Origin of the sequence: Segatella copri (assembly GCF_003465495.1) — a bacterium.
Taxonomy (GTDB): domain Bacteria; phylum Bacteroidota; class Bacteroidia; order Bacteroidales; family Bacteroidaceae; genus Prevotella; species Prevotella copri_G.
In genome coordinates, this window is record NZ_QSAV01000040.1 from 1 (window position 1) to 24,802 (window position 24,802).

Genomic DNA, 24,802 nt, shown 5'->3' on the forward strand with positions numbered 1-24,802 from the left:
TGATTTACAGACGATTAAATATTAATTTAACGCAGTATTGAGAAATAGAACAAATTAAAATTATTGGAGAAGTAAAAACAGAGCAATGTTTTCAAAGAAGAAAAGAACAAGGGCGGCTTTAAGGCTTTGCTTCAATTATTGATGGTTATATAAAAACAACATGAAATGGATTATAAAGATGTCGCAAATTCTTTCATTACAAGACATTAAATCTCACAGGCTCCTCGCCTGTACGTAATTTGTAGTCTTCATAAAGCATCTTCTGCATCTTGTCAACCATGGCTTTCTTTGTGGCCTTGGCAGATTTCCAACGTCTAAGCGCCTCTTCTCTTGTTAATTTATTCATATCCAATCCTCCATTATTAAATTATGAGCATCCCAAATGTCCGCTCTTTCTAAATTTCATTCTACCAGATAAAGCATTCAAGAACTACTATCGGGAAGAATACGACTGCAAAGATACGGATTATTTTTGAAACTAAAGCATTTTTATCCTAATAAAATGCAGATTAATTTTATTTTAGCAACACGGCTGCAAAGAAACAGTATCTGGTAGAGTGTAGTGAGAAAATCGTGAGGGATAACCCCAAATCGTGATGGATAGCGTGAGGGATATTTCCGTTTTTGAAATATCTATCACGCTATTCAAGTGTCTGTATATTAGTATATTAAGATGTACAACACATACAAATCGTGATGGATGATAGATGATTACATAACATTTGTTCATATGAAGGCTGCGCTGGATTACGGATATGGCTGCGCTAGGTTACGGATATGACTGCATCGGGTTACGAATATGGCTGCATCGGGTTACGGATATAACTGCATCGGGTTACGAATATGGCTGCATCGGGTTACAGATATTACTGCGTAAGCTAACGGAGACGTATTTGTAAGCTTATCGAGACGTCTGCATCAGCCAACTGAGACGTCTGAACTCGCTTACTGAAATACTTGAATTGTCTTACTGAACTACTTGAGTTGCTCGACTGAACTGCCTGAGTCACTACCCTTCCACTGGACTTACCGAACCCAGACTTGCTCTTTTGGTAAAGTGAGGGTGTGTCATAAGTTTATGATTCACCCTCTTGACTTTTTCTGATGCATAAAAAAAGCACGGAATATTAAACTCCGTGCTCTTTTTTGCTTTTATATTTAATCTTGTCAAAACCTTCACCATACACACCGATAACGGCACTCTGACTGACAAAGGCATGGGGATCAATCTCGCTGATAAGACGGAAGATAGCAGGAGCCTGACGCTGCTTGGCTAACACGAAAAGCATCTTCACATCCTGACCGGAATAAAAACCGCTGGCATTCACCACCGTTACTCCCCTATCAGCATCTACATTGATGCGCTTGCCTATCTCCTCATACTTCTGTGAAATGATAAAGAACTGTACGCTCCGTCTTCTGCTGTTTACCACCTGGTCGATGCAGAATGCCTGAACGCAAAGAACTACATAACCATATAACACCTTCTCCCAATCGTGTACCACCAGATAGCTGGAACTGATGATGAAGATGTCGCATATCATAATTACTCTACCTAGAGAAATGTCGCGATACTTGTTGACGATGGCTGCGATGATATCCGTACCACCCGTACTTCCACCAACCGAGAAACCGAGTCCGATTCCGCAGCCACAGAAAACGGCACCCAGGAAAGCAGCCCATAAAGGTTGGTTTTCCAAAAGATGAAAATCACCTAAACGGCTGGAGAAGAAAGAGGTCAGGATGGTTACCACTATAACGGCATAAACAGTCTTGACACAGAACTTTGCTCCCAAAATCTTGAACGCACATATTAATAAGGTGGCGTTGACGATAAAATACGGAATTTGCACAGGGCAACCGGTTGCCCAATAGATAATACTGGAGATACCAGGAAGTCCGCTTGCTGTTACATTGGTTGGCAAGAGGAACACGTTCCATCCAATAGCGTAGGATATCATACCTATCGCAATCAAAACATAGTCTTGTACAGACTTCCACAAGGGTCGAGGAGAAGTCATAATTAATTTATAATTTACTACTAATAGTTGACAGTTTATAATTTATAGTTTACAGGGCACTCTTTATAGTTGAAAGCGTGCTCTTTACCAGAATTTCTTCTGTTGCTCTGACCACTCAAAACCTTGGGTAGCCATTTGGGCTTCTAATGCCGCACGGTTCACATTGAAGTGATTACAAATCTCATCGAGTGTTTCAAACTCGTGGTCACGAAGCAGGAAGTTGATGGCGCTTACGAGCATCGGAACATCATTCATTGGTAACTTATCCATCTTTTTTATATTGATTGATTAATTAATATTTATTATTGATTACTTGAGGCACCATGCCTCTTTCGGGGTGCAAAATTACTGCAAAATTCAGACAATACCAAAAAAAATCCCAGCAATCTTTTACCGATTGCTGGGATTTTTATAAATTATTGATGATTTACGCATTCACTGCAACTGAAATCCAGTCGAAGACGAATGAGCAAATACCGAATGCTACGATACCTACGGTGCAGATAGCAAGTGCCAACTTGGTTGAGCATGCGCTCTGGAAAGTAGGAAGCGGATTATCGCTGTGCTTGATAAACATAGCCTTCACGATGAGCAGATAGTAGTACAAGCTGATAACTGTGTTTACCAACGCGATGAATACTACGCCGTATGCCCAGGCTCCCAATGTGGTGTGGATGTCGTGTGTACCAACTGCTGCCATGAACACGAAGAACTTCGAGAACATACCGGCGAATGGAGGAATACCACCCAATGAGAACAATGCCAAGGTCATCAGGAATGCCAGGCGTGGGTTAGTCTTGTACAAACCATTGTAGCTGTCCATCTGAACTGTACCGTTGTTGTGCTCCTCAATAGATGAGATGATGGTGAAGACGCTCAGGTTGGCTACTACGTAAATCAATACATAATAAGTCAGGGCGCTCACGCTCATCGCTGAGTTACCTACCACAGCCAACATGATGTAACCTGCCTGAGAGATAGAAGAGAATGCCATGAAACGCTTCAGGTCGCTCTGACGGATGGCAAACAGGTTGGCGATAGTGATAGAAAGTACAATCACGATGTAAAGCAACACGGTCCAGTACTCTACCATTGGCTGGAACACCTTCATGAGGATAGCGCAGAGAGTAAACGCTGCAGCACCCTTAGATACTACTGACAGATAACCTGTAACAGTAGTTGGTGCACCCTGGTATGAATCGGCTGTCCAGAAGTGGAAAGGAACCAAGGAAATCTTGAAACCGAGACCACTGAAGAAGAATACCATACCGGCGATGGTCAATGGTGATGCAGAGATAACCTTTGCGATATCATCGAAGTACAAAGTACCACAAGCAGCATAGAGCAGAGAGATACCGTAGATCATCACGCCACTTGAGAAAGTAGCAGTAAGGATGAACTTAGCTCCTGCCTCAGCAGAATTGTGACGGTACTTATCGAATGCTACCAAGCAAGCCATTGGCACAGATGCCATTTCGAGACCGAGGAAGAACAGGAGGAAGTGGTTGGCACTAACCATCATGTTCATACCGAGCAAGGTAGAGATAATCAGCATATAGAACTCACCCTCCTTGAAGGCTGTGTCCTTGCGGCTCAACCACTCCTTAGCCTGTACCATTACGATGAGGGTACCCAGTGCCAGGATAGTCTTCAAAACACCGGCAGCAGGACCTGTTGTGTACATGCCACCAAATGCCTCTGTGGCTTCTGTTGGGAAGATATTGATGGCAATGTGAGCCACCATCAAGAGACATACCAGAGGATTGAACCACTTACGGTCTGCGCTCTTGGAACTGCAGAAGTCAGCAATGAAAGTGATCAACAGAACTACCATCAGGGTAGCTTCTGGAATCATATTTAAAAATTGACTGTAATTCATTTCTTCTGATATTTATTACATGATTACACTAAAGATAGGACCGACAGCGTCCATGATAATCTCCTCTGCCCAGAGTGGGAACATACCGAGACCTGCAACGCAGGCGATAAGACCTGCTACAGCGATACGCTCGTCCCAGGTAGCATCGTGAAGCTTCTCCAACTTTGGATTAGGAACCTTCTGATAAAGGATCTTACCTACACAACGCAAGATGTAAACCGCTGTTACAACGATTGAGGTACATGCGATGATGGTACATACGCGATGGAATGTATCTGCATTTTGGAAAGAACCTACGAAGATGGTCATCTCGGCTACGAAACCTGAGAAACCTGGCAAACCGAGGTTAGCCAAACCAGCTACTGCATAACCTACAGAGAGGAATGGAATAATCTTCATCAAACCACCCAGATAACGTACGTCACGTGTACCAGCCTGATGATAAATCATACCGATAACGGCGAAGAAGAGGGCGGTCATCAAACCGTGAGACAACATCTGGAGGATTGCACCAGTAGCAGCAGTCTCGGTCATCATACAGAGAGCGAAGAGCACCATACCACAGTGAGAAACTGATGAGTAAGCGTTGATGTACTTCAAGTCGGTCTGTACACATGCTGACAAAGCACCATATACGATAGAGATAGTAGTCAGCACGAGGAACACCTTGATCCAGAAGCCGTGAGTAGCAGCTGGCAAGAGGAACATGGCGATACGGAAGCAACCGTAACCACCAAGCTTCATCAATACACCGGCGTGCAACATAGATACGGCTGTTGGCGCACTGGCGTGACCATCAGGAGACCATGTATGGAATGGGAACAGCGCACCGAGGATACCGAAACCGATGAAGAGCAATGGGAAGAACACGTTCTGCACACTCTCTGGAATCGCATGAGCACCATTGGTGTGGTGAGCGATATCGAGGATTTCGAAGGTCTGAGCACCACTGTAGAAGTAGATTCCCAGGATACCGATAACCAAAAGGGCTGAACCACCCATCAACATCAAAGTCAACTTCATGGCTGAATACTCCTTTGCACCACTACCCCATACACCGATGAGGAGGTACATAGGAATCAGCGCAACCTCATAGAACATGAACATGGTAAACATGTCGATAGAGATGAAGAAGCCATATACACCGATGCTCAGGAGCGTGAACCAGAGAAAGTATTCCTTCTTCATTGGCTCCATCTGCCAGGAAGCAAATGTACCGGTGAACACGATGATAGAAGTCAGGAGAATCATCACCACTGAAATACCATCCACACCGAGTGAATAGTTGATGTGCAATGGTTCAAACCAAGGCACACAGTAGGTGAAGAGCATCGGAGCTTGGTCGGCTGGCATTGTCTCACGAGCTTCGAGAAATGCAAACACCAAATAGATGGAGAGACCGAGCAATACGCTGGCACCTGCTACCATCACACCACGAACCTGCTTGTCGTTGCGTGCCAACCAGAGGCCGAGCAACATCAGGAGTGGTACTATGACGAATATACTTAAATTCATTTCTTTTCTATTTACTTAATTGTGAGACTTTCATTAAAGAAGTGCGAGCAGGCACAATGTCAATGCTACGGTACCGGTGAGGAACCAGATAGCATAGCTGCGAACATCACCACTCTGCCATGGACGGATGGTTTCACCTGCCTCCTGTGTACCCCAAGCCATGAAGTTGAAGGTACCATCGATAACGCGACGGTCGAACCATGCGATTGGCTTTGAGAAGCAACCGAAGACAATCTTGTGGGTGAAGAACTGCCAAGCATCGTCGATATAGAAACGGTTCAAGGCTGCCTTGTGCAACTTAGGCATCTTCTTAGCCAAAGCGTCTGCCAATGGAGTCTTCTTAGGAGCATACATGTAAGTAGCCAGACCGATACCGATGATAGCAACGATAACAGAGGTTGTTGCCACACTCATGTCGATATGGATATCGTAGCTCTGACCTGTAGCAGATACGAAGTGACCGAATGGAATCAGACCACAGAGGCAAGAGATGATGGCGAGGAATACCAATGGACCCCACATCACGAAAGGAACCTCCTGTGGCTTGCGACGGTTCTCTGGATCCAGCTCATAGTAGCTCTGTCCCCAGAAGATGACGTAGTAGAGACGGAACATGTAGAATGCAGTCATACCGGCAACCACTGTCATGAACCAGCCCATGAATGGAGAGAACTGGAAGCAAGCTGAGATAATCTCATCCTTTGACCAGAAACCTGCGAATGGAGGAATACCTGCAATCGCCAAGCAACCGATGAGGAAGCAGATGTTGGTAATAGGCATGTACTTGTGCAAACCGCCCATGTAATCCTTGAAGTTACTGCCGATGATGACGATGATGGCACCAGAGCAGAGGAAGAGCAATGCCTTGAACATAGCGTGGGTAAACAGGTGGAAGATACCAGCCATGTAACCCAAACCACCATGGTGGTTATCTACTGCGAAGCAAACGCCGAGCGCTACGAGCATGTAGGCAATCTGAGAGATAGTAGAGAAAGCCAGACCACGCTTGATATCACGCTGGCAGCAAGCTACGGCTGCTGCATAGAATGCGGTGAAGGCTGCAATGTAAGCTACATAGTGCAAAGCCTCAGGAGCATACTGTACCCAGATTGGGAAGAGGCTGGCTACCTGATAAACACCTGCTACAACCATGGTAGCGGCGTGGATCAACGCAGAAACAGGTGTTGGACCCTCCATCGCATCTGGCAACCAAATGTGCAATGGGAACATCGCACTCTTACCGGCACCACCGATGAACATGAGGAACAAAGCTGTTGGCATTACCCAAGCTGCACCTGCCAAAGCAGAGTTGAGCTCTGGCTGAGCATTCAAGTCATAGTTGAAGGTTCCTACATAGAAGCTGTAGAACAGGATACCGATGAGGAAGAAGAGGTCAGCGAAACGGGTTACGATGAACGCCTTCTTGCTGGCATGAACTGCAGCATGCTTTGGATAGTAGAAACCGATGAGCAGGTATGAGCAAACACCCACCAACTCCCAGAACAGATACATCTGGAAGATGTTGGTAGCTACTACCAGGCCCAACATTGACATGGTGAAGAGGCTCAGGTAAGCGTAGAAACGCTGCATACCCTTCTCGTATTCCTCAACCTTGTAGTTCTCATCGCGCTCTGCCATATAGCCGAAGCTGTAGATGTGAACCATGAAGCTGACGGTGGTAATCACGATGAGCATCAATACGGAGATTGGGCTCAGACGGAAACCGATGTTGAAGGTGAGCAACTCAGTAAACTTCAACCATGTGAAATTAAATACGGTAACAGTTGGGTACATACCTGTAGAGGCATCACGACCCACTGCAAAGAAGTACTCGTATGCTGTATAGACAGACATCGCGAATACACAGCCCATCAATACGGTACCGATGAGTGCTGCTACCGGTCTTTTCATCTTCATACCCACAAGTCCCAGAACCAGGAAGCTCAGGAATGGCAGAAGAAGTATCAAAAATGCATAATTGTATTCCATTGTCTTTTAGAATTTCATGTTTTCAATACTGTTCACCTGGTCACTGTGATAGTTGCGGTAAACGTTGATAATAATAGCGAGCGCTACGGCTGTCTCGGCTGCTGCTACTCCGATAGAGAACAATGTAAAGAAGAAACCTTCCAACTGTCCTGGGAAGAGGATGCGGTTGAACACAGCGAAGTTCAGGTCGGCTGCATTCAATACAAGCTCGATGGAGATGAGCATGGCAACGAGGTTACGGCGTGTACAAAAGCCATAGACTCCGATGAAGAACAAGAGTGCTGAGAGCACGAAGAAATATTGTACTGGAATCATTTCTTATCCTCCTTTCTTGCGATTAAGATACCACCGATGATACATGCCAACAGGAATACAGAGATAAACTCGAATGGCAATACATAGCCATACTTGTCAGCACCTACCAGTGCAGAACCTACCTGGTCCATTGGCACCTCGGTGTCGGCTACGGTTGCAGCCATATCAATAAAGTGATTCTTCAACACGACGACTGCCAAGGTTACGAAACCAACGAGGCAGACGAGTGCGCGACCTACAATCTTGCTACCCTTGACATGCTCCAAAAGACCCTGGAGAGTACGCTTTGATACCAACTGGATAGCGAAGACATAAAGCATGGTGATACCACCGGCATATACAGAAATCTGAGCTGCACCCAGATATGTATAGTCGAGCAGGAAGAACATGCCTGCTACACCGAAGAGTACGAACAACAGGAAGGTTGCCGCACGCATGATGCGCTTGGTGAACACGCACATGATGGCTGAGCCAAGGATGACTACTGCCAAGATGACGAACATAAATAAATTTGCTGTTATCATTGTCTAAAGTCCTCCTTACTTAGTCTTGGTGTTAAACTTACCGATTTCCAATGGAGCACCACCCTCGATGAGGTTAGGAAGGCTTCCGCCCTTATAAACCTCCTTGTCAAGGTGCATCACCAACTTGTTGCGGTCGAAGACTGCATTCTCGAAATCGTTGACAAACTTGATTGCACCGAAGTTACATGCGTTCACACAGAGCTCGCAGAACATGCAGTCGCCCAAGTCGTACTGGTAATCTACCAGCTTGCGCTTCTTCTTGCCTGTCTCTGGGTCCTCTACCATCTCGGTTACGATCTTGATGGTATCGTTAGGGCATGACTTCTCACACAATGTACAACCCACACACTTGTAAGCCTCGTTCTCATCACGAACGAAGACCAGGCGACCACGGAAACGTGGAGAGATGTGGAGTGTAGTCTTGCGGTTCTCAGGATACTGCTCTGTGCTCTTTGGTGTGAAGTACTCCTTCATGGTAGTCTTCATACCGATAGCGAGGGTCTTCAAACCCGCTGCAATACCGCCGAAATATGAATTGTTAGACATACTTTCTTATTATTATAATAATGTGTATTAAAGATTATCCGTGGAATCCGAATGCTACGCATACTGTCATCAAGATCAGGATGACCAGTGACAATGGCATCAGATACTTCCACTCCAACTTCAGAATCTGGTCGATACGCAGACGTGGGAATGTCCAACGTACCCACATCAGGAGCCATACCACGGCAAAGGTCTTACCGAAGAACCAGATGAAACCTGGGATGAGGTTCATCAGATTGTCGAAGCCCTCGATACCGATGTTCAATGGCGCCCATCCACCGAGGAATACGGTAGAAGCGATACCAGAAATCACGAAGAGGTTGAGGTACTCTGCCAGGTAGTAGAAACCGAAGCCCATACCTGAATACTCTGTGTGGTAACCAGCGGTCAACTCACTCTCAGCCTCAGCCAAGTCGAAAGGACCACGGTTTGCCTCAGCATTACCTGCTACGAGGAATACGAGGAAAGCCAGGATAGCTGGCACATGACCCTTGATAATCAACCAGTTCCAAGCACCAGTCTGTGCCTCTACGATACCGCTTACCTGCATGGTGCCGGTAAGAACGACTGCAGAAATCAGACAGAGACCGAGAGACATCTCGTAAGAAATCATCTGTACGGCACCACGCATGGCAGATACCACAGAGTACTTGTTGTTAGATGCCCAACCAGCGAGGAACACACCCAGCACGCCGATAGAACTTACGGCTGTGATGAGGAATACACCTACGTTGAAGTCAAGAATATGTGCTCCCTTGTTCCATGGAAGGAATGAGAAAGTACCCACAGAGGCAATGATCACGAGGAATGGTGCCATGTAGTAGAGCAGCTTGTCGGCTCTATCTACAGCGAAGATCTCCTTGATCAACATTTTGAGCACGTCGGCAAATACCTGGAAGATACCCCAAGGACCTACACGCATAGGGCCGAGACGGCACTGGAAGTAGGCACACACCTTACGCTCCATGAAGATAAGTACGATAGCGATGAGGGCGTATGCTGTCAAAATGCAGATACCCACGAGCACGCACTCAATCAGAATCGACAGGAAGTCGCCCAGACCCAAGGTCTGGCGAAGCAGATTGTCGATGAATGTTGTTACTATACTAAAATCAAACATAATTATCTATCAATATCAGGGATTACGAAATCGATTGCTGCACCTGTAGTGATGAGGTCGGCGATCTTCTGACCACGGAGCATTGGATCCAAGGCTCCTGTGAGTGAGAGACCCATCGGACGCATCTTCATACGGTATGGACTCTTGTCACCCTTTGAGTCGAGATATACACCAAACTCACCGCTGGCACCCTCAACAGAGAAGTACCACTGTCCCTCCGGAACCTTGATAATTGGCTTCTGCTTGATGTAGTACTCACCCTCTGGAATGTTGTCAATCAACTGCTCGATGATGTCCAAGCTCTGATACAACTCCTGGATATGTACATAGTAACGATCCATTGAATCGCAACCGGTAAGGGTGATTTCCTTCCACTCCACCTTGTCGTACATATCGTATGGATGACGCTTGCGGGTATCGTTCTTCCAACCTGATGCACGACCAGCAGGACCGGTTACGGCATAGTTGATACAATCCTCAAGGTTCATAGGGCCTACGCCTTCGAGACGATTGTGAGTAATCACGTTGTCACCGAATACGTCGAGGTACTCCTGAATCATCGGACGGAGATACTTGCAGAGGGTCTTCACGTTCTGAACGAAGTTAGGGTCGATATCTGCCTGAAGGCCACCGATACGGTAGTAGTTCTGGATCAGACGGCCACCAGTGGTTTCCTCCATAACGTTCAATACGTGCTCACGGTCGCGCATGCAGTAGAGGAATGCGGTCAAGGCACCCAAGTCCTGTGCGGTACAGCCGAGATAGAGCAAGTGTGAGTCGATACGCTGCAACTCATCCATAATGGTGCGGATGTAGCGGATGCGGTCTGAGAGTTCGATACCCATAGCCTCCTCGATAACACCAACCAGAGCGTGGCGGTGCATCATCGCAGAAAGATAGTTCAGACGGTCGGTCAATGCCAAGGTCTGAGGATAGGTCATGTTCTCCCACATCTTCTCGATACCACGGTGAATATAACCGAGGTGTGGATAGATGCGCTTCACGGTCTCACCATCAATAACAGTCTGCAATCTGAGCACACCATGGGTAGATGGGTGGTTAGGACCAATGTTGACAACATAGTCGTTCTCATCAAAGCGACGCTTCTCTGTAACAACGAGATGGCCATCTTCGCTCAAGGAATACTCCATGGTGAAGTCATCCTCTGGCTCATCAGTACAAGGGAACTTGTTTGCCTCAGGACTCATATCGAAGTCCTTGCGCAATGGATAGCCCTGGAAATCGGTGCGGAGGAAAAGACGGCGCATATCTGGGTGACCCAGGAACTTGATGCCGACAAAATCGAATACCTCACGCTCCAGGAGGTCAGCTACCTTCCAGAGATTGATAACTGTAGGAATCACATCACTGCCATCTACCTTCTTGGCGATGGTCTTTACCGAGCAGCGCTCGTTGGTCTGAGTATTCTCGAGAATATAGATACATCCGAGACCTTCCTCACCGAAGTCTTCACCGATGATGGTAACAAGGTAGTCGAAATGCTTCTCGTTCTTCAACTTCGCCATTTCAGAGGCGAAATTATCAAAACTCAATTCAATATTATTCAGTTTCATGTTCTTATACCTTATTATATTAATCAGTTAGACCTTTCTGAGGGTCGAAATCCTCAGGTACTTCAGTTACGATGATAGGCTCCTTGTGTCCGAGCTTCTCGCTGTCAGAGAGGTTCTCGTTGCTCAAGCCGCGAAGACCACCCTTGCTCATAGAGAGTTCCTTCTCATCCTGAGTCATCTTGTGGTTGGCACCACCGAAGAATTTCTCAACCTTTACCTTACGCTGCAACTGCATCATACCGTAAAGGATAGCCTCAGGGCGTGGAGGACAACCAGGGATATAAACATCCACAGGAACCAACTCGCTGATACCACGAACCACATTGTAGCTCTTCTTGAACGGACCACCAGAGATGGCGCATCCACCTACAGCTACCACATACTTAGGCTCAGCCATTTCATCGTACAAACGTTTGAAAACAGGTGCCATTTTATTGGTAATAGTACCGGCACACATGATCAAGTCAGCCTGACGTGGAGAGTTACGGGTTACCTCGAAACCGAAACGTGAGAAGTCGTAACGCGCACAACCTACAGCCATAAACTCGATACCACAGCAAGAGGTACCGAAGGTCAAAGACCAGAGTGAGTTACTGCGTCCCCAGTTAATGGCAGCATCGAGCGAACCGATTACCACGTTAGCACCACCCTCATTGAGCTCCTGCGCAATCTTTTCGAGGGTATCATTGTCCTTAAACTCGTCGTAAGGAATACTCTTGATAGAGGCTCTTTTGTTTACTTCCATTCCAATGCTCCTTTCCGCCAAGCGTAAGCAAGGCCAAATACCAATACCAACAGGAAGAACCCGATGCTCACGAGAGCCATAGGTCCAAACTGCTTAACTACGACTGCCCATGGATAAAGCAATACTGTCTCGATGTCAAACATCAGGAAAAGGATGGCGAAGAGGTAGTAGCCGATGTGTGATGGCAACCATGAGCTGCCACGAGTCGGAATACCGCACTCAAAAGGTTCACCCTTTACCGGATTGTATGAACGAGGACCGATCAACTTCGCGATGACATAAGCAGCCACCACCAAGGTTACAGCCGTCAGCAAAACGGTGATAAATAGTGTAAAGTTCATAAATTTGTTATAACGTTATTTTATATAAATGCTTCTAAGCGGTTGCAAAGGTAACACTTTTTTCTGAAAGAGCACTTTTTTTTATGGTTTAATTTGCATCCAAAGTGAAAAAATACAAAAAACTGCCTGATTTAATCAGTTAACAGACAGTATTAACGAAGGTTCGGAAACAGAGAAAACGAGCGTATTTTGTAGCAAAAAGGAACAGAATAGTAGGATTTTTTTGCCCCAAAATAAGTTAAAAAGAATGCAGCTATTGAATATTTTCCAAGGTTTAAGAGATTATAACAGGGAAAATATGTATCTTTGCAGCCACGCCAGGCGTTCCTCCTTTAACGCCTAGCGGGGTTGCCCTTTTTACTTTTTTACCTTTAAACCTCCTTTTCAGCAAACAGGCCGAAGAGCTCAGCATCTATCAGGTCAGTAACCTTTCGGAAGTCTTCCGGATTCTCTCCGAACTCCAGATTATCACCATCGATGATGATGAGGCGACCTTTATAATCCTTGATCCAATCCTCATAACGCTTGTTCAAGCCCTGGAGATAATCGATGCGGATGCTCTTCTCGAAATCGCGGCCACGCTTCTCGATATGCTTCACGAGCGTAGGAATGCTGCTCTTGATATATATCATCAGGTCTGGGAGTTTCACCAAACTGATCATCAGATCAAAGAGATCGGTATAGTTCTTGAAATCCCTGTCGCTCATCATACCGATATCATGAAGATTAGGCGCAAAGATACGCGCATCCTCAAAGATGGTTCTATCCTGTACGATGGTCTGCTCTGAACGTGAAATTTCCACAACATCATGGAAACGCTTGTTCAGGAAGTAAATCTGAAGATTAAACGACCAGCGTTCCATATCCTTGTAATAATCAGCCAGATATGGATTATTATCTACCGGCTCGAAATTAGCTTTCCAGCCATATCTCTTGGCAAGCATCTTGGTTAATGTTGTCTTGCCGCTACCTATATTTCCTGCTATTGCTATATGCATTTTTTTACCTTTTTACTTTTTTACCTTTAAGAGAACAGCCCGAAGAGCTTGGCATCTATCTTATCTATGATTTCACCAAACTGCTTGGGATTGTGCTCGAAATCGAGATTATCAACTTCTACGATAAGCACCTTGCCCTTATACTTGTTCATGATGAAATCTTCGTAAAGATTGTTGATACCTTCCAGATAATCCAAAGGCATCTTCTGCTCATAATCACGACCGCGCTTCTGGATATTCTTCACGAGGTGAGGAACTGAAGAACGGAGATATATCATCAGTTCAGGCATCTCCACCACTTCCATCATCGACTCGAAGAGCTCCATATAAGTCTCGTAGTCGCGCTGGTCCATGTTGCCCATCTTCCGGTTGTTGGCCGCAAAGACATAAACACCCTCAAAGATGGTGCGGTCCTGGATAACCGTCTCTTTACTGTGTTGGATTTCCAGCAGATTCTTGAATCGCTGCTTCAGATAGAACACCTCCATATTGAGAGCCCATCGCGAGATATCCTTGTAATAGTCATCGATATAGGGGTTTTCAGCCACGGGCTCCAAGTACTGTTTCCATCCATAATGTTTAGAAAGCATCTTGGTGAGTGTTGTCTTGCCACTACCGATATTTCCTGCTATTGCTATATACATTTATTTTTAATTTTTAATGTTGAATGTTGAATGTTGAATTTTTGATGCGATACCACCCTCAATTCTACATTGGCTGCAAAAGTACAATAAAAAATCGGGATAAACAAAAAAATCCAAGCAAATATATGATTTGCTTGGATTTTTGTATTCTATTCCTGCCTTGCAGGGAATCTGTATGTTAATAGTCACGTTCGATGAGTTCGAGACACATACGGGAGTTGTGGTAAGGACATTTCCAGAACCCCGCCTTATCATCCTCCTTGTTCACCGTACCATCTTCCAGTATAGCCCAGTGCCACTCACCGTTCTTGTTATCCAGCAGATGCTTGGCTACATAGTTCCAGCAGGAGATGGCAACCAGAAGATTCTCTTCGGTACGGAAATACTGATAGAGGTCGATATGTCCGATGATGTTCTCGCACTGCACCCACCACTGACGCTGGAGATCATACTTATCTCCATCTTTCCAATGCTCATAAACCATACTGCCATCCGGACGCAAGCCTTCATCTGCTGCATCGGCTATACGACGGATGATGCGCTCTATCTTATGCAGCAATATCTTATCGTCTAAAACCAGCGCGGTTTCGTGGAGCAGCCAGGACGCCTCAATATCATGACCATAGCTCTCGATATTGCGCTTGCCCTCCCACTCGTCATTGAAGAAGAGGTCGAGATGATAAGTCTCCTTGTTCAGAAGCTTATCGGTGAAGATATCGAGCAAATTACGGATACTCTTCTCCAGTTCCGGAGTCTTCCATACACGATAAAGATTGGTATATGGCTCGATGATATGCAGATGGGTATTCATCGTACGGGAACCATTCTCATCCTTATCAGAGAGACGCATGTCTGCAATCGGATTCCATTCACGGGTCAATGCCTCGATATATCCGTTGTTCTCGGCATCAAAGGCATGCTTCTCGATGTCATGATACAGAGAGATGGCGATATCCAACGCCTCCTTGTCGCCTGTTGCACGGGCATACTCCGAGAAACCATAGATGGCAAAGCCGATGGCGTAAGTCTGCTTCTTGGTATCGAGCGGATTACCCTGATAGTCAACACTCCAGTAGATGCCGCCATATTCCCTGTCGAGGAAATAATCGCGCACATAATCCTTGGCACGGGTGGCAGCCTCAAGAAACTCCGGCTTCTTCAAGACACGATAGGCAGCAGAAAACGCCCAGAGGATACGGGCATTCATCACTGCTCCCTTCTCGGCTACAGGATGTACCTGGTCGTTACCGTCTACACGTCCGTAAAAGCCACCGTTTTCTTCATCTTTCACTTTCGTTAGCCAATAGCTGAGGATGTTGTTCTCCAGAACATCCCGCATCGTTTCTTTAAGATTGTCCATTTTTCCTTTTTTAATAGTGATTATTAGTTATGTTAAAACAGTTATTTGCGGATAGGGAACTTCCAGGCAAGCACCATCAGCAGGAAGGCGATGACGGCTGGGAAGAGTGAGAACAATGACCATACCATCGTAAGCACAGAGTCGGTAACACTGGCAGGGTCGATCATCGTATTACCCATCTTATCTGTTATCATGTTGGCACCTGCCCAGCCCAGGAAGAGGGCGATGAGAGAACCGGAAATGGCGGTACCAAACTTCTGGCTCATCGTACCGGAAGAGAAGATAAGACCCGTAGCTGATGTTCCGAAATGCTCGGTATGGTAGTCGGCTACATCGGCATACATAGACCACATCAATGGCGAATAGATACCGATACCCATAGAGGTAAGGATAACGATGGCTATCATCACCCAGATATACGACGGATTCATCGGGATGAAGAAGAAGACAACCGAGAGAACCAGACAGAGTGTTGCAGCCCAGAAGAATGCCATGCGCTTGCTGCCTACCAGACGGGTGAACCAAGGAGATACACCACCGAAAATCATACAGGTTACTTCACCAAACGCCATGAAAACGGTATAGTTGATAATCAGTCCCTCGATGGTTACATTGCCATGCAGACAGTAATCGAACATATAGCCAGCTACGGCATAGCGGAATCCGTTGAAGAAGTTGGTACACACGGCGATGGCTGTCATATAGAGCCAAGCCTTGTTGTGAACGAGGTCGGCAAACTGCTGGAAAGAGAACTTCTCAGCACGCTTCGGCTTCAGACGTTCCTTGGTAAGGAGTCCGCAAGCCAATGTCATCACAGCTGCAATAATACCGAGCACGGCACCAATGACAGCATACTGATGAGCGGCAGAACCACCTACCATTTTCTGGAGATAAGGGAAAGAGAGCAGGGTGACGAATCCCATGGCATAAGCACCCACCATACGGAAAGAAGAGAACTGGTTCTTCTCATCATCATCCTCGGTCATCACACCGAGCAATGAGCCGTAAGGCACATTCACCATGGTATATACCGCCATCATCAGCAGATAGAGGGCGTAAGCATAGATTCGCTTGCCCACAGGACCGAAGTCTGGTGTATAGAGCAAGAGGGCGAATATCAATCCGAAAGGAATGGCACCATAGATGAGCCAAGGACGGTAGGTACCGAAACGGCTCTGGGTACGGTCGGCAAGAGTACCCATCAGCGGATCAGTAACCACATCGAACATGCGGGCTACGAGCATCAGTACTGCCGCATCCGCAAACGAGAGTCCGAAGACATTTGTAAAAAACAGAGGAAAAGCGATAGACATCACCTTCCATACAATACCACCCGCAGCGGCATCACCCAATGCATAAGCTATTTTTTCTTTTAAACGAGCCATTGTTTTTAATTGACAATTTATAAATTACTAAAAAAGGGATTCGCTCCCCATCTATATCTGATAATACGGATGAGGAGTACGAATCCCTACAATCTTAATACCTGAAACTTATTTACTTAAAGTCTGTTTATTTTTTGCTACCAAAGCCTTGATCTTCTCTACAGAGAACTGAGTACGATAATCATCCTTTGGTGTGTTCATGCAGTAGTCTACCAATCGGTCGATGGTAGAAGTTGCCACATGCATGCGGGTATCAGAAGAAGCATAGTAGATGAATACCTTGCCATCCTCATCTGCAATCCAACCATTGGCAAAGACTACATTCATTACATCACCGATATACTCAGGACCTTCCGGTACGAGGAGATATCCACCTGGTTCTGCAATCACCTTTGTAGGATCCTCAAGAGAAGTCATGTACATATAGAGCACATAGCGGAGACCGCTGGCACAGCCACGAACACCATGAGCCAGATGCAACCAGCCCTTATCAGTCTTGATAGGATGAGGACCCTCACCGTTCTTCACCTCCTGGATGGTGTGATAGTGACGGGCATTGATGATCTTCTCTTCCTTGATTTCGGCATGAGTGATATCATCAACAAGAGCCCAACCGATACCACCACCAGAACCTGTATCGATGAAACCATCCTGTGGACGGGTATAGAAAGCATACTTGCCATCAACAAACTCCGGATGGAGAACCACATTGCGCTGCTGGCTCTTGGTCTTCAAGTCAGGAAGGCGTTCCCAGTTTACCAGGTCCTTGGTACGGGCGATGGCTGCAGTAGCAGTAGCAGCACTGAGGTCTCCAGGCTGATCATCATCATGACGCTCTGCACAGAACACGCCATAGATATAACCATCCTCATGAGCTGTGAGTCGCATATCATAGATGTTGGTAGCAGGAACAACATCCTCCGGCATGGTGATAGGCTCATCCCAGAAACGGAAGTTGTCAACACCATTAGGACTCTCTGCTACGGCAAAGAAACTCTTGCGGTCAGCACCCTCTACACGAACAACGAGGAGATACTTACCATTCCACTTGATGGCACCCGAATTGAGGGTAGCATTCATCATGATGCGCTGCATGAGATAAGGGTTGCTCTTCTCATCGAAGTCGTAACGCCACTCCAATGGTGTATGTTCTGCAGTAAGGATTGGGTTCTTATACTTTTCATAGATACCATTTCCCCACTCTACCGGTTCATTCTTACGGCTCAGCAATTCCTCATGATGAGCGCGAAGTGCTTTCACTTTGTCTTGAAATGTAGTCATAATATATCTATTTTACTTTTTTACCTTTACAATGTCTTTGGCAAAGAGAACTTTCTTTTCCTTCTTGAATTTCTTGAAGTCCTCGACGATGGCACCATCGCCTACTCCAGGGAGGTAAGCCTCTTCCTGAGGTTTATCCCAGGCATTACGCCAGAAGAGTACATAACTCAACTGATACTTCTGAAGTACAGGCCAAAGGGTTTGGGTAAACCAGTCCTTCTTGCTGGAGATACCCCTGCAACCCGTTTCGGTGAGGGCAGGAATCTTGCCAACCTTCTTGGCTGCCTCCATCAGCACATCGAGCGTAGCAGCAAGGTTCTGCTGATAGTTGGCATCGCTGTTGTCGAACTCGTAGACGTCAACACCCAGCATATCCACATACTTTGCGCCTGGGAATCGCTCCAGGAATTTTTCTACCGTCTTCTCGTCGCTGAGATTTGGTGACCAAGCCCAAACGATGTTATTGCACCCTGCTTTAGTAAGTATATTTAGGGTTTTTACGTATAATTGGTTATATTGTACAGGTGTGCAACTGCTAGCTCCCCACCAGAACCATCCGCCATTCATTTCATGCCATGGTCGGAAGATGACAGGAACCAGTTTACCATCGTTTGTCTTCAAAGAAAGGATGAAATCGGAAACCTTCTTGAGCCATCCGTCGAACTTCTGTTGCTGGGCGCCTCCATCCAGGACTGCAGCTACAGCATCACCTTTCGGATCCCAGGCATTCTCGCCTGTTACCGGATTCCAAGGATGCCAACTCAAAGTGACGATGCCTCCTCTCTCATTTTGGGCAATGATTTCTTTTCGCATACGATCGAAAGACACGCCGTCAAGGTTTTCCTTGCTATCCAACTCTATTTTTCCAAGATCGAAACCCATCACAGCAGGATAATCACCTGTAGTGAGGAGCACATCGCTCTTTCCTTCATCCCATTTCCAAGTAGTACCATACACCGGATCATCCTGATGACCGAGCATGATTCCCTTGTTCAGTAATTTCTGCAGTCTGACCTTCAGTTGCTCTGCCGGAGTATTGCAACATTGCTTTTTACCCTTGCAGCAGGAAGTAGTGGCAGTCTGGACTGATGCGCCCGTAACGCCATCAACCTGTGCCATTGCTCCTTGCATCGCCATGAGGCAAGCTGCACCAATCAAAATTCTTTTTCCTATCATATATCTATTTCTTTAATTGCTGAATAATCCAAGCCTGCCACTCATCCCACTGCTCCTGATACCAGTAATGACCGGTCATCTGGTACAGACTCAATGTCTTTGGCGCTTTTACCGAATTATAAAGTCCGTAAGACGATGTTGGCGGAACCACCTCGTCATTATAACCGAAACTGTACCAGCCAGGAACGGTGATACGACGGGCAAAGTTGACGCCATCATAATAGCGTGCACCTTCGAGTCTTGCCTTTTCCAAATCTGTAAGTTTCTGCTCTTTCCATGCAGCCCCCTGTGCCTTGTCTTCCTTATAGAAATAGTGAGGCCATCCGCCTGCAACTCCGTGAATCTCAGCTTCATAATCACACATAGCATCATGAACAGGAGCCAGGAATGTGATTCGCTTATCGAGAGCTGCCACAGCGATGGAAAGAAATCCACCCTGTGATGAACCCGTTACACCGATAGTCTTTCCGTTCCACTCAGGGAGCGAAGCGATATAATCCACACCACGGACTGCACCGGTTACTACCCGTCTGTAAGCATTGCGATAAGGATTCTCGAGATTGGTATCCCAGTAACCATTCAGTTCGCCATTGGCAAGATCATCATAAATCTTCTGCTGCATGGTAACAGGAACACCATGAATACCGATTTCCAGTACGATGCATTCAGCAGGAGCCGTATAAGTATCGCCGGCATAAGGGCGCACACCCGCACCAGGTACACGGAGCAAAGCCGGATACTTGCCTTCTTTTACCGGTACACTCAGGATGCCATACATCTTAGAGCCCCATCGGTTGTTGTTATAACTGATTTCATATACATTCTTATCCTTGGTACAACGCTCAGGCAGAAGCACCTTGGTAGGATTGAGGTCATTCTGTCTTGCCTCATCCAGTGCCTTCTTCCAGAAAGCATCAAAATCCTTAGGTTCCTGTGCGAAAGGCTGGATCTTCTCAGGAGAGAAACCTGCCGTGCAAAGTCCCTCGTAATCCTTGCCATCAACATGAGCGATAACCTTTAAGCGGTAGAAGCCCGGTCTGTTCAGACTGCCGCACCATTTCATGGTTCCGTCCTTGAGAGTGGTACTTTTCTTCACCTCCGGAAACATTACCGGTCCAGCTTCGTAATCTACCTTCACCTGGTTGAGTAGCGTACCGCTCTTTCTCACATTCACCGTGAAGTTAGCCTTCTCGCCTACACGATAATTCCAGTCCTGATGGTCAGGAGTTACCGTTACCACGATGTTGTTTCCTCTGATTTGTGCGCTGAGGCTTGAAGTCCCCAGCACACTCATCAGAACACCTATAATTATTAACCTAAAAACATTTGCTATACGATGATTCATATTGTCGTTGGTAATCTTGTTAGTTAAACATTCTGTTTTACGGTTGCAAAGTTAGGCATAATTTCCGATATATCCGTGTATTATTTTGCTGAATAAACATACTTTGTTGCAAAGGCAGAAAAATATTTGGAAATATCTGAAAAAAGAAATAAGAATTGATGCACATCAAGTCAGAAAAAGCAAAGAAAACAACAAAATACACACTCTATTTAACTCAAGAATTGACCGAAAACACCCAAAGACCAATTAACAAAGCACAAAAGGTTATGACAATTCATATAATAAATAATGTACGCGTACCTTATATATAATAGATAAATAATAGAATAATCAATATAAATCAACCATCAAGTAAATAAATTGTAACGCTAACACTTAATCTTTAATAAATATGACGAAAATTACATTTTATTTTCAATAAAGCAGAAAAGTATTAGTAATCAGCAAAATATGTACAAGCTATTTTGCAAAAAATAGCTATCTTTGCAGCAGATTTACAAAACAGCCTAAAGGTTTAGAATAAACAATATAAAACAAATAAACATAATCACAACAATGGAAAAAGTAAATGCAACCTAGAGCTAGCCTCTAGCCCTTTCTTCTCATCAGAAAAAGATGACGAAGGAATAATCAGAGAGCACTAATCCGTTTTGGATTCTTTCCCGTATCGATCGTATAAGTGAAAGAGCCAAACTGTTTTAACCAACTAACAAAAATTGTATGAACTTTAAAAGTAGAGAAAAGTTGCTTGCTAGTGTAGCTGCCCTGAGTCTTCTCAGCATCTCCCCTCAGCAAACTTTCGCAGCCCAGATCACAACGAATCAGGCAGTGCAACAGACCAAGAAGATTACTGGTAACGTATCCGATGCAATGGGTCCTATCATCGGTGCAACAGTAAAAGTGAAAGGCACAAAAAATGCCGCAGTGACAGACTTTGATGGTAACTATACACTGAATGTAGGTGCCGGACAGACTGTAGAGGTAACTTACGTAGGCTATGTTACCAAAACTTTCAAAGTAGGAGGCCAAAGCAAGTACGACATCACTTTGGTAGAAGACAACAACAGTCTTGACGAGGTGGTAGTTGTAGGTTATGGTACCATGAAGAAGAGCGATATCTCAGGAGCTTCTGTTTCCATGGGAGAAGACCAAATCAAAGGTTCTATTATCACAAACTTAGACCAGAGTTTCCAAGGTCGCGTTGCCGGTGTTACATCTGTAGCGACTTCAGGTGCTCCAGGTTCTTCTACCTCAATCCGAGTTCGCGGACAGTCAACAATCAATGCCGGTGCAGAACCACTTTATGTCATTGATGGTGTCATCTTCCAGGGCGGCGGTTCAAGCGGCGGTTCATTAGGTTTGGGAGATGCCTTAGGAAACGGTTCTGTTTCTACCGTATCACCAATGTCAACTATCAACCCTGCCGATATCGTCAGTATGGAAATTCTGAAGGATGCTTCTGCTACAGCCATCTATGGTGCCCAGGGTGCAAATGGTGTTGTACTTATCACAACCAAACGGGGTAAGATTGGAGAAGCAAAATTTACATACGACGGCATGGCAGCATGGCAATACCAGGGAAAGCGTATTGACATTCTGAATCTTCGTGAATTCTCAGAATATTATAATGATTTTGTAAACAACGGATGGATTTCACAGGATCAGGCACGTCCTGATTTCTCAGACCCATCTATCTTGGGTCGAGGAACCAACTGGCAGGACGCTGTATTCCGCACAGCTTTCCAGCACCAGCATCAGGTTGCTGCACAAGGTGGTACAGAGAAGGTTAAGTACTATGTTAGTGGCGGTATGATGGATCAGGATGGTACTATCATCGGTTCTAACTTCAAGCGTTTGAACGTACGTGCCAATCTGGACGCTCAACTGAAGAAATGGTTCAAGATAGGTATGAATACTACATACACAAGAACCAAGGAGCGCCTGCTCCATGCTGATGGTACAGAAGGTGTTATTACATACGCATTGACCACACCACCAGATATTGCCATCTACGATGTAGACGGAAACTACACATCTGTAGTACGTGACGGCTGGTCTTCACCAAACCCTATTGCACAGGCATTGAGCAAGGATATCACCATGAAGCGCAACAAGCTGACCGGTAACATTTTTGCAGACATTACTCCTATAAAGAACCTCACCTGGCATACAGAGTTGGGTTACGACTTGTCATGGAGTGATGCAGAGGTCTTTACACCTACTATGCACTTAGGCAACTGGAACCAGGACACAAACTTTGCAAGCTGGCAGAAGAATACAAGCAAGTATTGGCAGTTTAAGAACTATATTACTTATAATGGAAGTATCAAAAAGCATTCTTTCACAGCCATGCTGGGTCAGGAAGCTTGGCGCAGTGACTGGGATTATACCTATCAGGCAAACGCTAATTTGCCAAACAATACAATCCATTTGCCATCTTTGGGTTCCAGCACTCCTAGTATCAAGTCAGGTTTCGGTGTTACAACCATGTCATCATTCTTTACACGTGAGACATACAACTACGATGACCGTTATTTAGCAACATATACATTCCGTCGTGACGGAAGTTCTAACTTCGGTCCTGAAAACCGTTGGGCTTCATTCCACTCATTTGCAGCAAGCTGGCGTTTCTCTAACGAGAAGTTTATCAAGAGCATCGCAGGTAAATGGTTGAGCAATGGTAAGATTCGTATTGGCTGGGGGCAGACTGGTAATGCCAATATCGGTGCTTACAAATGGGGTACTACCGTAACCAAGTTCCTTGTTGGTCAAACAAGCGTAGCATACCGTCCTACCAATATTCCAAACACTTCTATCAAGTGGGAAACTCAGGAACAGACCAATATCGGTCTCGATCTTGGACTCTTCAATGATAAGATTGGTTTCACTCTCGACTGGTACAACAAGGTTTCCAACGATATGCTGATGCCTTTACAGTTGCCTTCATATATGGGTACTCAAGGCAATGGTTCTTCACGTCTTAATGCACCTTGGGGTAACTACGGTAAGATCAAGAACACCGGTTTCGAGTTGGCAGTAAACGCTCATCCTATTGCTAACAAGAACTTCTCTTGGGATACAGAGTTCAACATTTCTTGGAACAAGAACAAACTGGTAGGTCTCAGCGGCACAACCAATGCCAACATCATTGGCTATGGCCAGTGGAACGACGTGGTCTGTGTAAGTAACATCGGCAAACCTCTCTATCAATTCTGGGGATATCAGACCGATGGCGTATACAAGGATTTTGAAGATATCAAAAACTCTCCTAAGCCTAAGAGCTACAAGGAAGGAGCCCTGAATAAGGGAACAACCGTATGGCCAGGCGATATCAAGTTTAAGGATATTTCAGGTCCTGACGGAAAGCCTGATGGAGTTATCGACGATTACGACAAGACTTACATCGGTAATCCACAGCCTAAATATACATTTGGTTGGACCAACACATTCCGTTATAAGGACTTCGACCTGACATTGTTCGTCAGCGGTTCTGTAGGAAACAAGGTTATGAACTACCTGAATATCAGCATGAGCAAGATGAACAATGCCTGGGTAAACCAGAGTGCAAGTGTCAAGAATCATGCCGTACTGGCTCCAATTGATCCGAACAAGGACTACAGTAATGGTTATAAAGGCAACAATGCCAATACCGTATACAACTGGTATGATGACGTAGACAACATTTATGTAGTAAACGCAGGAACCAACATTCCACGTCTTGCTATCGGTGACCCAGCCGGAAACTCTAGCGTTATCAGTGACAGATATGTTGAAGATGGATCATACTTGAGAATGAAGAATATCACTTTAGGTTATACATTGCCTAAAAAGTATGCAAGATACCTTCATATTGAGAGTTTGAGAGTATATGCAAATATACAGAACCTCTTCACTATTACCGGTTACGACGGTTATGATCCAGAAGTTGGTGCAAGTACATCCGATTCACAGGGATACAGCTTCGGTGTAGATAACGGACGTTATCCTTCACCAACGGTATATTCTTTCGGTATCAACCTTGCTTTCTAATTAAATAACAAAAGA

21 protein-coding genes are annotated in these 24,802 nt (G+C 45.5%); 1 reads left to right on the forward strand and 20 read right to left on the reverse strand.

Annotated features, from left to right (window positions below):
- Window positions 1-196 precede the first annotated feature (196 nt).
- The 20 genes from DWV53_RS11490 to DWV53_RS11585 all read right to left on the reverse strand — a co-directional run bounded on the left by DWV53_RS11490 (window position 197) and on the right by DWV53_RS11585 (window position 20,707).
- Complete coding sequence (locus DWV53_RS11490; protein WP_006847038.1) at window positions 197-346, reverse strand: hypothetical protein; 150 nt, start codon at window positions 344-346, stop codon at window positions 197-199.
- A 781-nt stretch (window positions 347-1,127) separates the two neighbouring features.
- A complete protein-coding gene (locus DWV53_RS11495) occupies window positions 1,128-2,021 on the reverse strand; it encodes a YitT family protein (protein ID WP_118153990.1) in 894 nt (297 codons plus the stop codon).
- Window positions 2,022-2,105: 84 nt separating this feature from the next.
- A complete protein-coding gene (locus DWV53_RS11500; RefSeq protein WP_006847041.1) occupies window positions 2,106-2,291 on the reverse strand; it encodes a DUF4250 domain-containing protein in 186 nt (61 codons plus the stop codon).
- Between the two features lie 157 nt (window positions 2,292-2,448).
- Window positions 2,449-3,900 carry an NADH-quinone oxidoreductase subunit N gene (locus DWV53_RS11505; protein ID WP_118153993.1) on the reverse strand — a complete coding sequence of 484 codons (1,452 nt, stop codon included), beginning with the start codon at window positions 3,898-3,900 and terminating at the stop codon, window positions 2,449-2,451.
- Window positions 3,901-3,915: 15 nt separating this feature from the next.
- A complete protein-coding gene (locus tag DWV53_RS11510; protein ID WP_117692674.1) occupies window positions 3,916-5,415 on the reverse strand; it encodes a complex I subunit 4 family protein in 1,500 nt (499 codons plus the stop codon).
- A gap of 33 nt (window positions 5,416-5,448) precedes the next feature.
- Entirely contained in the window at window positions 5,449-7,404 is a 1,956-nt protein-coding gene (gene nuoL, locus DWV53_RS11515) for an NADH-quinone oxidoreductase subunit L (protein WP_006846355.1), read from the reverse strand.
- A gap of 6 nt (window positions 7,405-7,410) precedes the next feature.
- Window positions 7,411-7,719 (reverse strand): NADH-quinone oxidoreductase subunit NuoK, encoded by a 309-nt coding sequence (nuoK, locus tag DWV53_RS11520; RefSeq protein ID WP_006846356.1) that lies wholly within the window; start codon window positions 7,717-7,719, stop codon window positions 7,411-7,413.
- Entirely contained in the window at window positions 7,716-8,243 is a 528-nt protein-coding gene (locus DWV53_RS11525; RefSeq protein WP_118153996.1) for an NADH-quinone oxidoreductase subunit J family protein, read from the reverse strand. The genes nuoK and DWV53_RS11525 overlap by 4 nt, the downstream gene beginning before the upstream one ends.
- 15 nt (window positions 8,244-8,258) lie before the next feature.
- The gene (locus tag DWV53_RS11530) at window positions 8,259-8,789 is read right to left on the reverse strand and encodes a NuoI/complex I 23 kDa subunit family protein (protein ID WP_118153999.1); all 531 of its coding nucleotides are present in this window, start codon (window positions 8,787-8,789) and stop codon (window positions 8,259-8,261) included.
- Window positions 8,790-8,823: 34 nt separating this feature from the next.
- Complete coding sequence (nuoH, locus tag DWV53_RS11535; RefSeq protein ID WP_006846359.1) at window positions 8,824-9,909, reverse strand: NADH-quinone oxidoreductase subunit NuoH; 1,086 nt, start codon at window positions 9,907-9,909, stop codon at window positions 8,824-8,826.
- A 2-nt stretch (window positions 9,910-9,911) separates the two neighbouring features.
- A complete protein-coding gene (locus DWV53_RS11540; RefSeq protein ID WP_118154002.1) occupies window positions 9,912-11,483 on the reverse strand; it encodes an NADH-quinone oxidoreductase subunit C in 1,572 nt (523 codons plus the stop codon).
- A 19-nt stretch (window positions 11,484-11,502) separates the two neighbouring features.
- On the reverse strand, window positions 11,503-12,228 hold the full coding sequence (locus DWV53_RS11545; protein ID WP_118154005.1) for an NADH-quinone oxidoreductase subunit B: 726 nt from the start codon (window positions 12,226-12,228) through the stop codon (window positions 11,503-11,505).
- Window positions 12,219-12,569, reverse strand: a complete 351-nt coding sequence (locus DWV53_RS11550) for an NADH-quinone oxidoreductase subunit A (protein ID WP_006846362.1) — start codon at window positions 12,567-12,569, stop codon at window positions 12,219-12,221. The genes DWV53_RS11545 and DWV53_RS11550 overlap by 10 nt, the downstream gene beginning before the upstream one ends.
- Window positions 12,570-12,940: 371 nt before the next feature.
- Window positions 12,941-13,567 (reverse strand): deoxynucleoside kinase, encoded by a 627-nt coding sequence (locus DWV53_RS11555; protein ID WP_117587062.1) that lies wholly within the window; start codon window positions 13,565-13,567, stop codon window positions 12,941-12,943.
- Between the two features lie 26 nt (window positions 13,568-13,593).
- Entirely contained in the window at window positions 13,594-14,211 is a 618-nt protein-coding gene (locus DWV53_RS11560) for a deoxynucleoside kinase (RefSeq protein WP_118154008.1), read from the reverse strand.
- A 178-nt stretch (window positions 14,212-14,389) separates the two neighbouring features.
- Window positions 14,390-15,571, reverse strand: coding sequence for an AGE family epimerase/isomerase (locus DWV53_RS11565; RefSeq protein WP_181992480.1), 1,182 nt, complete (start codon window positions 15,569-15,571; stop codon window positions 14,390-14,392).
- A 41-nt stretch (window positions 15,572-15,612) separates the two neighbouring features.
- Window positions 15,613-16,956 carry an MFS transporter gene (locus DWV53_RS11570; RefSeq protein ID WP_118139177.1) on the reverse strand — a complete coding sequence of 448 codons (1,344 nt, stop codon included), beginning with the start codon at window positions 16,954-16,956 and terminating at the stop codon, window positions 15,613-15,615.
- Between the two features lie 108 nt (window positions 16,957-17,064).
- Window positions 17,065-18,237: a glycoside hydrolase family 130 protein gene (locus DWV53_RS11575; protein ID WP_117692690.1), complete on the reverse strand. Its 1,173-nt coding sequence runs from the start codon at window positions 18,235-18,237 to the stop codon at window positions 17,065-17,067.
- Between the two features lie 12 nt (window positions 18,238-18,249).
- The gene (locus DWV53_RS11580; RefSeq protein ID WP_259318977.1) at window positions 18,250-19,413 is read right to left on the reverse strand and encodes a glycoside hydrolase family 26 protein; all 1,164 of its coding nucleotides are present in this window, start codon (window positions 19,411-19,413) and stop codon (window positions 18,250-18,252) included.
- A gap of 4 nt (window positions 19,414-19,417) precedes the next feature.
- Entirely contained in the window at window positions 19,418-20,707 is a 1,290-nt protein-coding gene (locus DWV53_RS11585; RefSeq protein ID WP_118154011.1) for an acetylxylan esterase, read from the reverse strand.
- A 771-nt stretch (window positions 20,708-21,478) separates the two neighbouring features.
- Here DWV53_RS11585 and DWV53_RS11590 point away from each other — a divergent pair.
- Window positions 21,479-24,787: a SusC/RagA family TonB-linked outer membrane protein gene (locus DWV53_RS11590; protein ID WP_118154014.1), complete on the forward strand. Its 3,309-nt coding sequence runs from the start codon at window positions 21,479-21,481 to the stop codon at window positions 24,785-24,787.
- Window positions 24,788-24,802 lie beyond the last annotated feature (15 nt).

What these genes read in the sequence shown, in the direction of transcription:
- DWV53_RS11565 (WP_181992480.1), bottom strand. Translation starts at nt 15,571, where the DNA reads ATGGACAATCTTAAAGAAACGATGCGGGATGTTCTGGAGAACAACATC.
- DWV53_RS11505 (WP_118153993.1), bottom strand. Translation starts at nt 3,900, where the DNA reads ATGAATTACAGTCAATTTTTAAATATGATTCCAGAAGCTACCCTGATG.
- DWV53_RS11570 (WP_118139177.1), bottom strand. Translation starts at nt 16,956, where the DNA reads ATGGCTCGTTTAAAAGAAAAAATAGCTTATGCATTGGGTGATGCCGCT.
- DWV53_RS11590 (WP_118154014.1), top strand. Translation starts at nt 21,479, where the DNA reads ATGAACTTTAAAAGTAGAGAAAAGTTGCTTGCTAGTGTAGCTGCCCTG.
- DWV53_RS11500 (WP_006847041.1), bottom strand. Translation starts at nt 2,291, where the DNA reads ATGGATAAGTTACCAATGAATGATGTTCCGATGCTCGTAAGCGCCATC.
- nuoH (WP_006846359.1), bottom strand. Translation starts at nt 9,909, where the DNA reads ATGTTTGATTTTAGTATAGTAACAACATTCATCGACAATCTGCTTCGC.
- nuoL (WP_006846355.1), bottom strand. Translation starts at nt 7,404, where the DNA reads ATGGAATACAATTATGCATTTTTGATACTTCTTCTGCCATTCCTGAGC.
- DWV53_RS11580 (WP_259318977.1), bottom strand. Translation starts at nt 19,413, where the DNA reads ATGATAGGAAAAAGAATTTTGATTGGTGCAGCTTGCCTCATGGCGATG.
- DWV53_RS11495 (WP_118153990.1), bottom strand. Translation starts at nt 2,021, where the DNA reads ATGACTTCTCCTCGACCCTTGTGGAAGTCTGTACAAGACTATGTTTTG.
- DWV53_RS11525 (WP_118153996.1), bottom strand. Translation starts at nt 8,243, where the DNA reads ATGATAACAGCAAATTTATTTATGTTCGTCATCTTGGCAGTAGTCATC.
- DWV53_RS11550 (WP_006846362.1), bottom strand. Translation starts at nt 12,569, where the DNA reads ATGAACTTTACACTATTTATCACCGTTTTGCTGACGGCTGTAACCTTG.
- nuoK (WP_006846356.1), bottom strand. Translation starts at nt 7,719, where the DNA reads ATGATTCCAGTACAATATTTCTTCGTGCTCTCAGCACTCTTGTTCTTC.
- DWV53_RS11545 (WP_118154005.1), bottom strand. Translation starts at nt 12,228, where the DNA reads ATGGAAGTAAACAAAAGAGCCTCTATCAAGAGTATTCCTTACGACGAG.
- DWV53_RS11555 (WP_117587062.1), bottom strand. Translation starts at nt 13,567, where the DNA reads ATGCATATAGCAATAGCAGGAAATATAGGTAGCGGCAAGACAACATTA.
- DWV53_RS11510 (WP_117692674.1), bottom strand. Translation starts at nt 5,415, where the DNA reads ATGAATTTAAGTATATTCGTCATAGTACCACTCCTGATGTTGCTCGGC.
- DWV53_RS11490 (WP_006847038.1), bottom strand. Translation starts at nt 346, where the DNA reads ATGAATAAATTAACAAGAGAAGAGGCGCTTAGACGTTGGAAATCTGCC.
- DWV53_RS11575 (WP_117692690.1), bottom strand. Translation starts at nt 18,237, where the DNA reads ATGACTACATTTCAAGACAAAGTGAAAGCACTTCGCGCTCATCATGAG.
- DWV53_RS11540 (WP_118154002.1), bottom strand. Translation starts at nt 11,483, where the DNA reads ATGAAACTGAATAATATTGAATTGAGTTTTGATAATTTCGCCTCTGAA.
- DWV53_RS11560 (WP_118154008.1), bottom strand. Translation starts at nt 14,211, where the DNA reads ATGTATATAGCAATAGCAGGAAATATCGGTAGTGGCAAGACAACACTC.
- DWV53_RS11585 (WP_118154011.1), bottom strand. Translation starts at nt 20,707, where the DNA reads ATGAGTGTGCTGGGGACTTCAAGCCTCAGCGCACAAATCAGAGGAAAC.
- DWV53_RS11530 (WP_118153999.1), bottom strand. Translation starts at nt 8,789, where the DNA reads ATGTCTAACAATTCATATTTCGGCGGTATTGCAGCGGGTTTGAAGACC.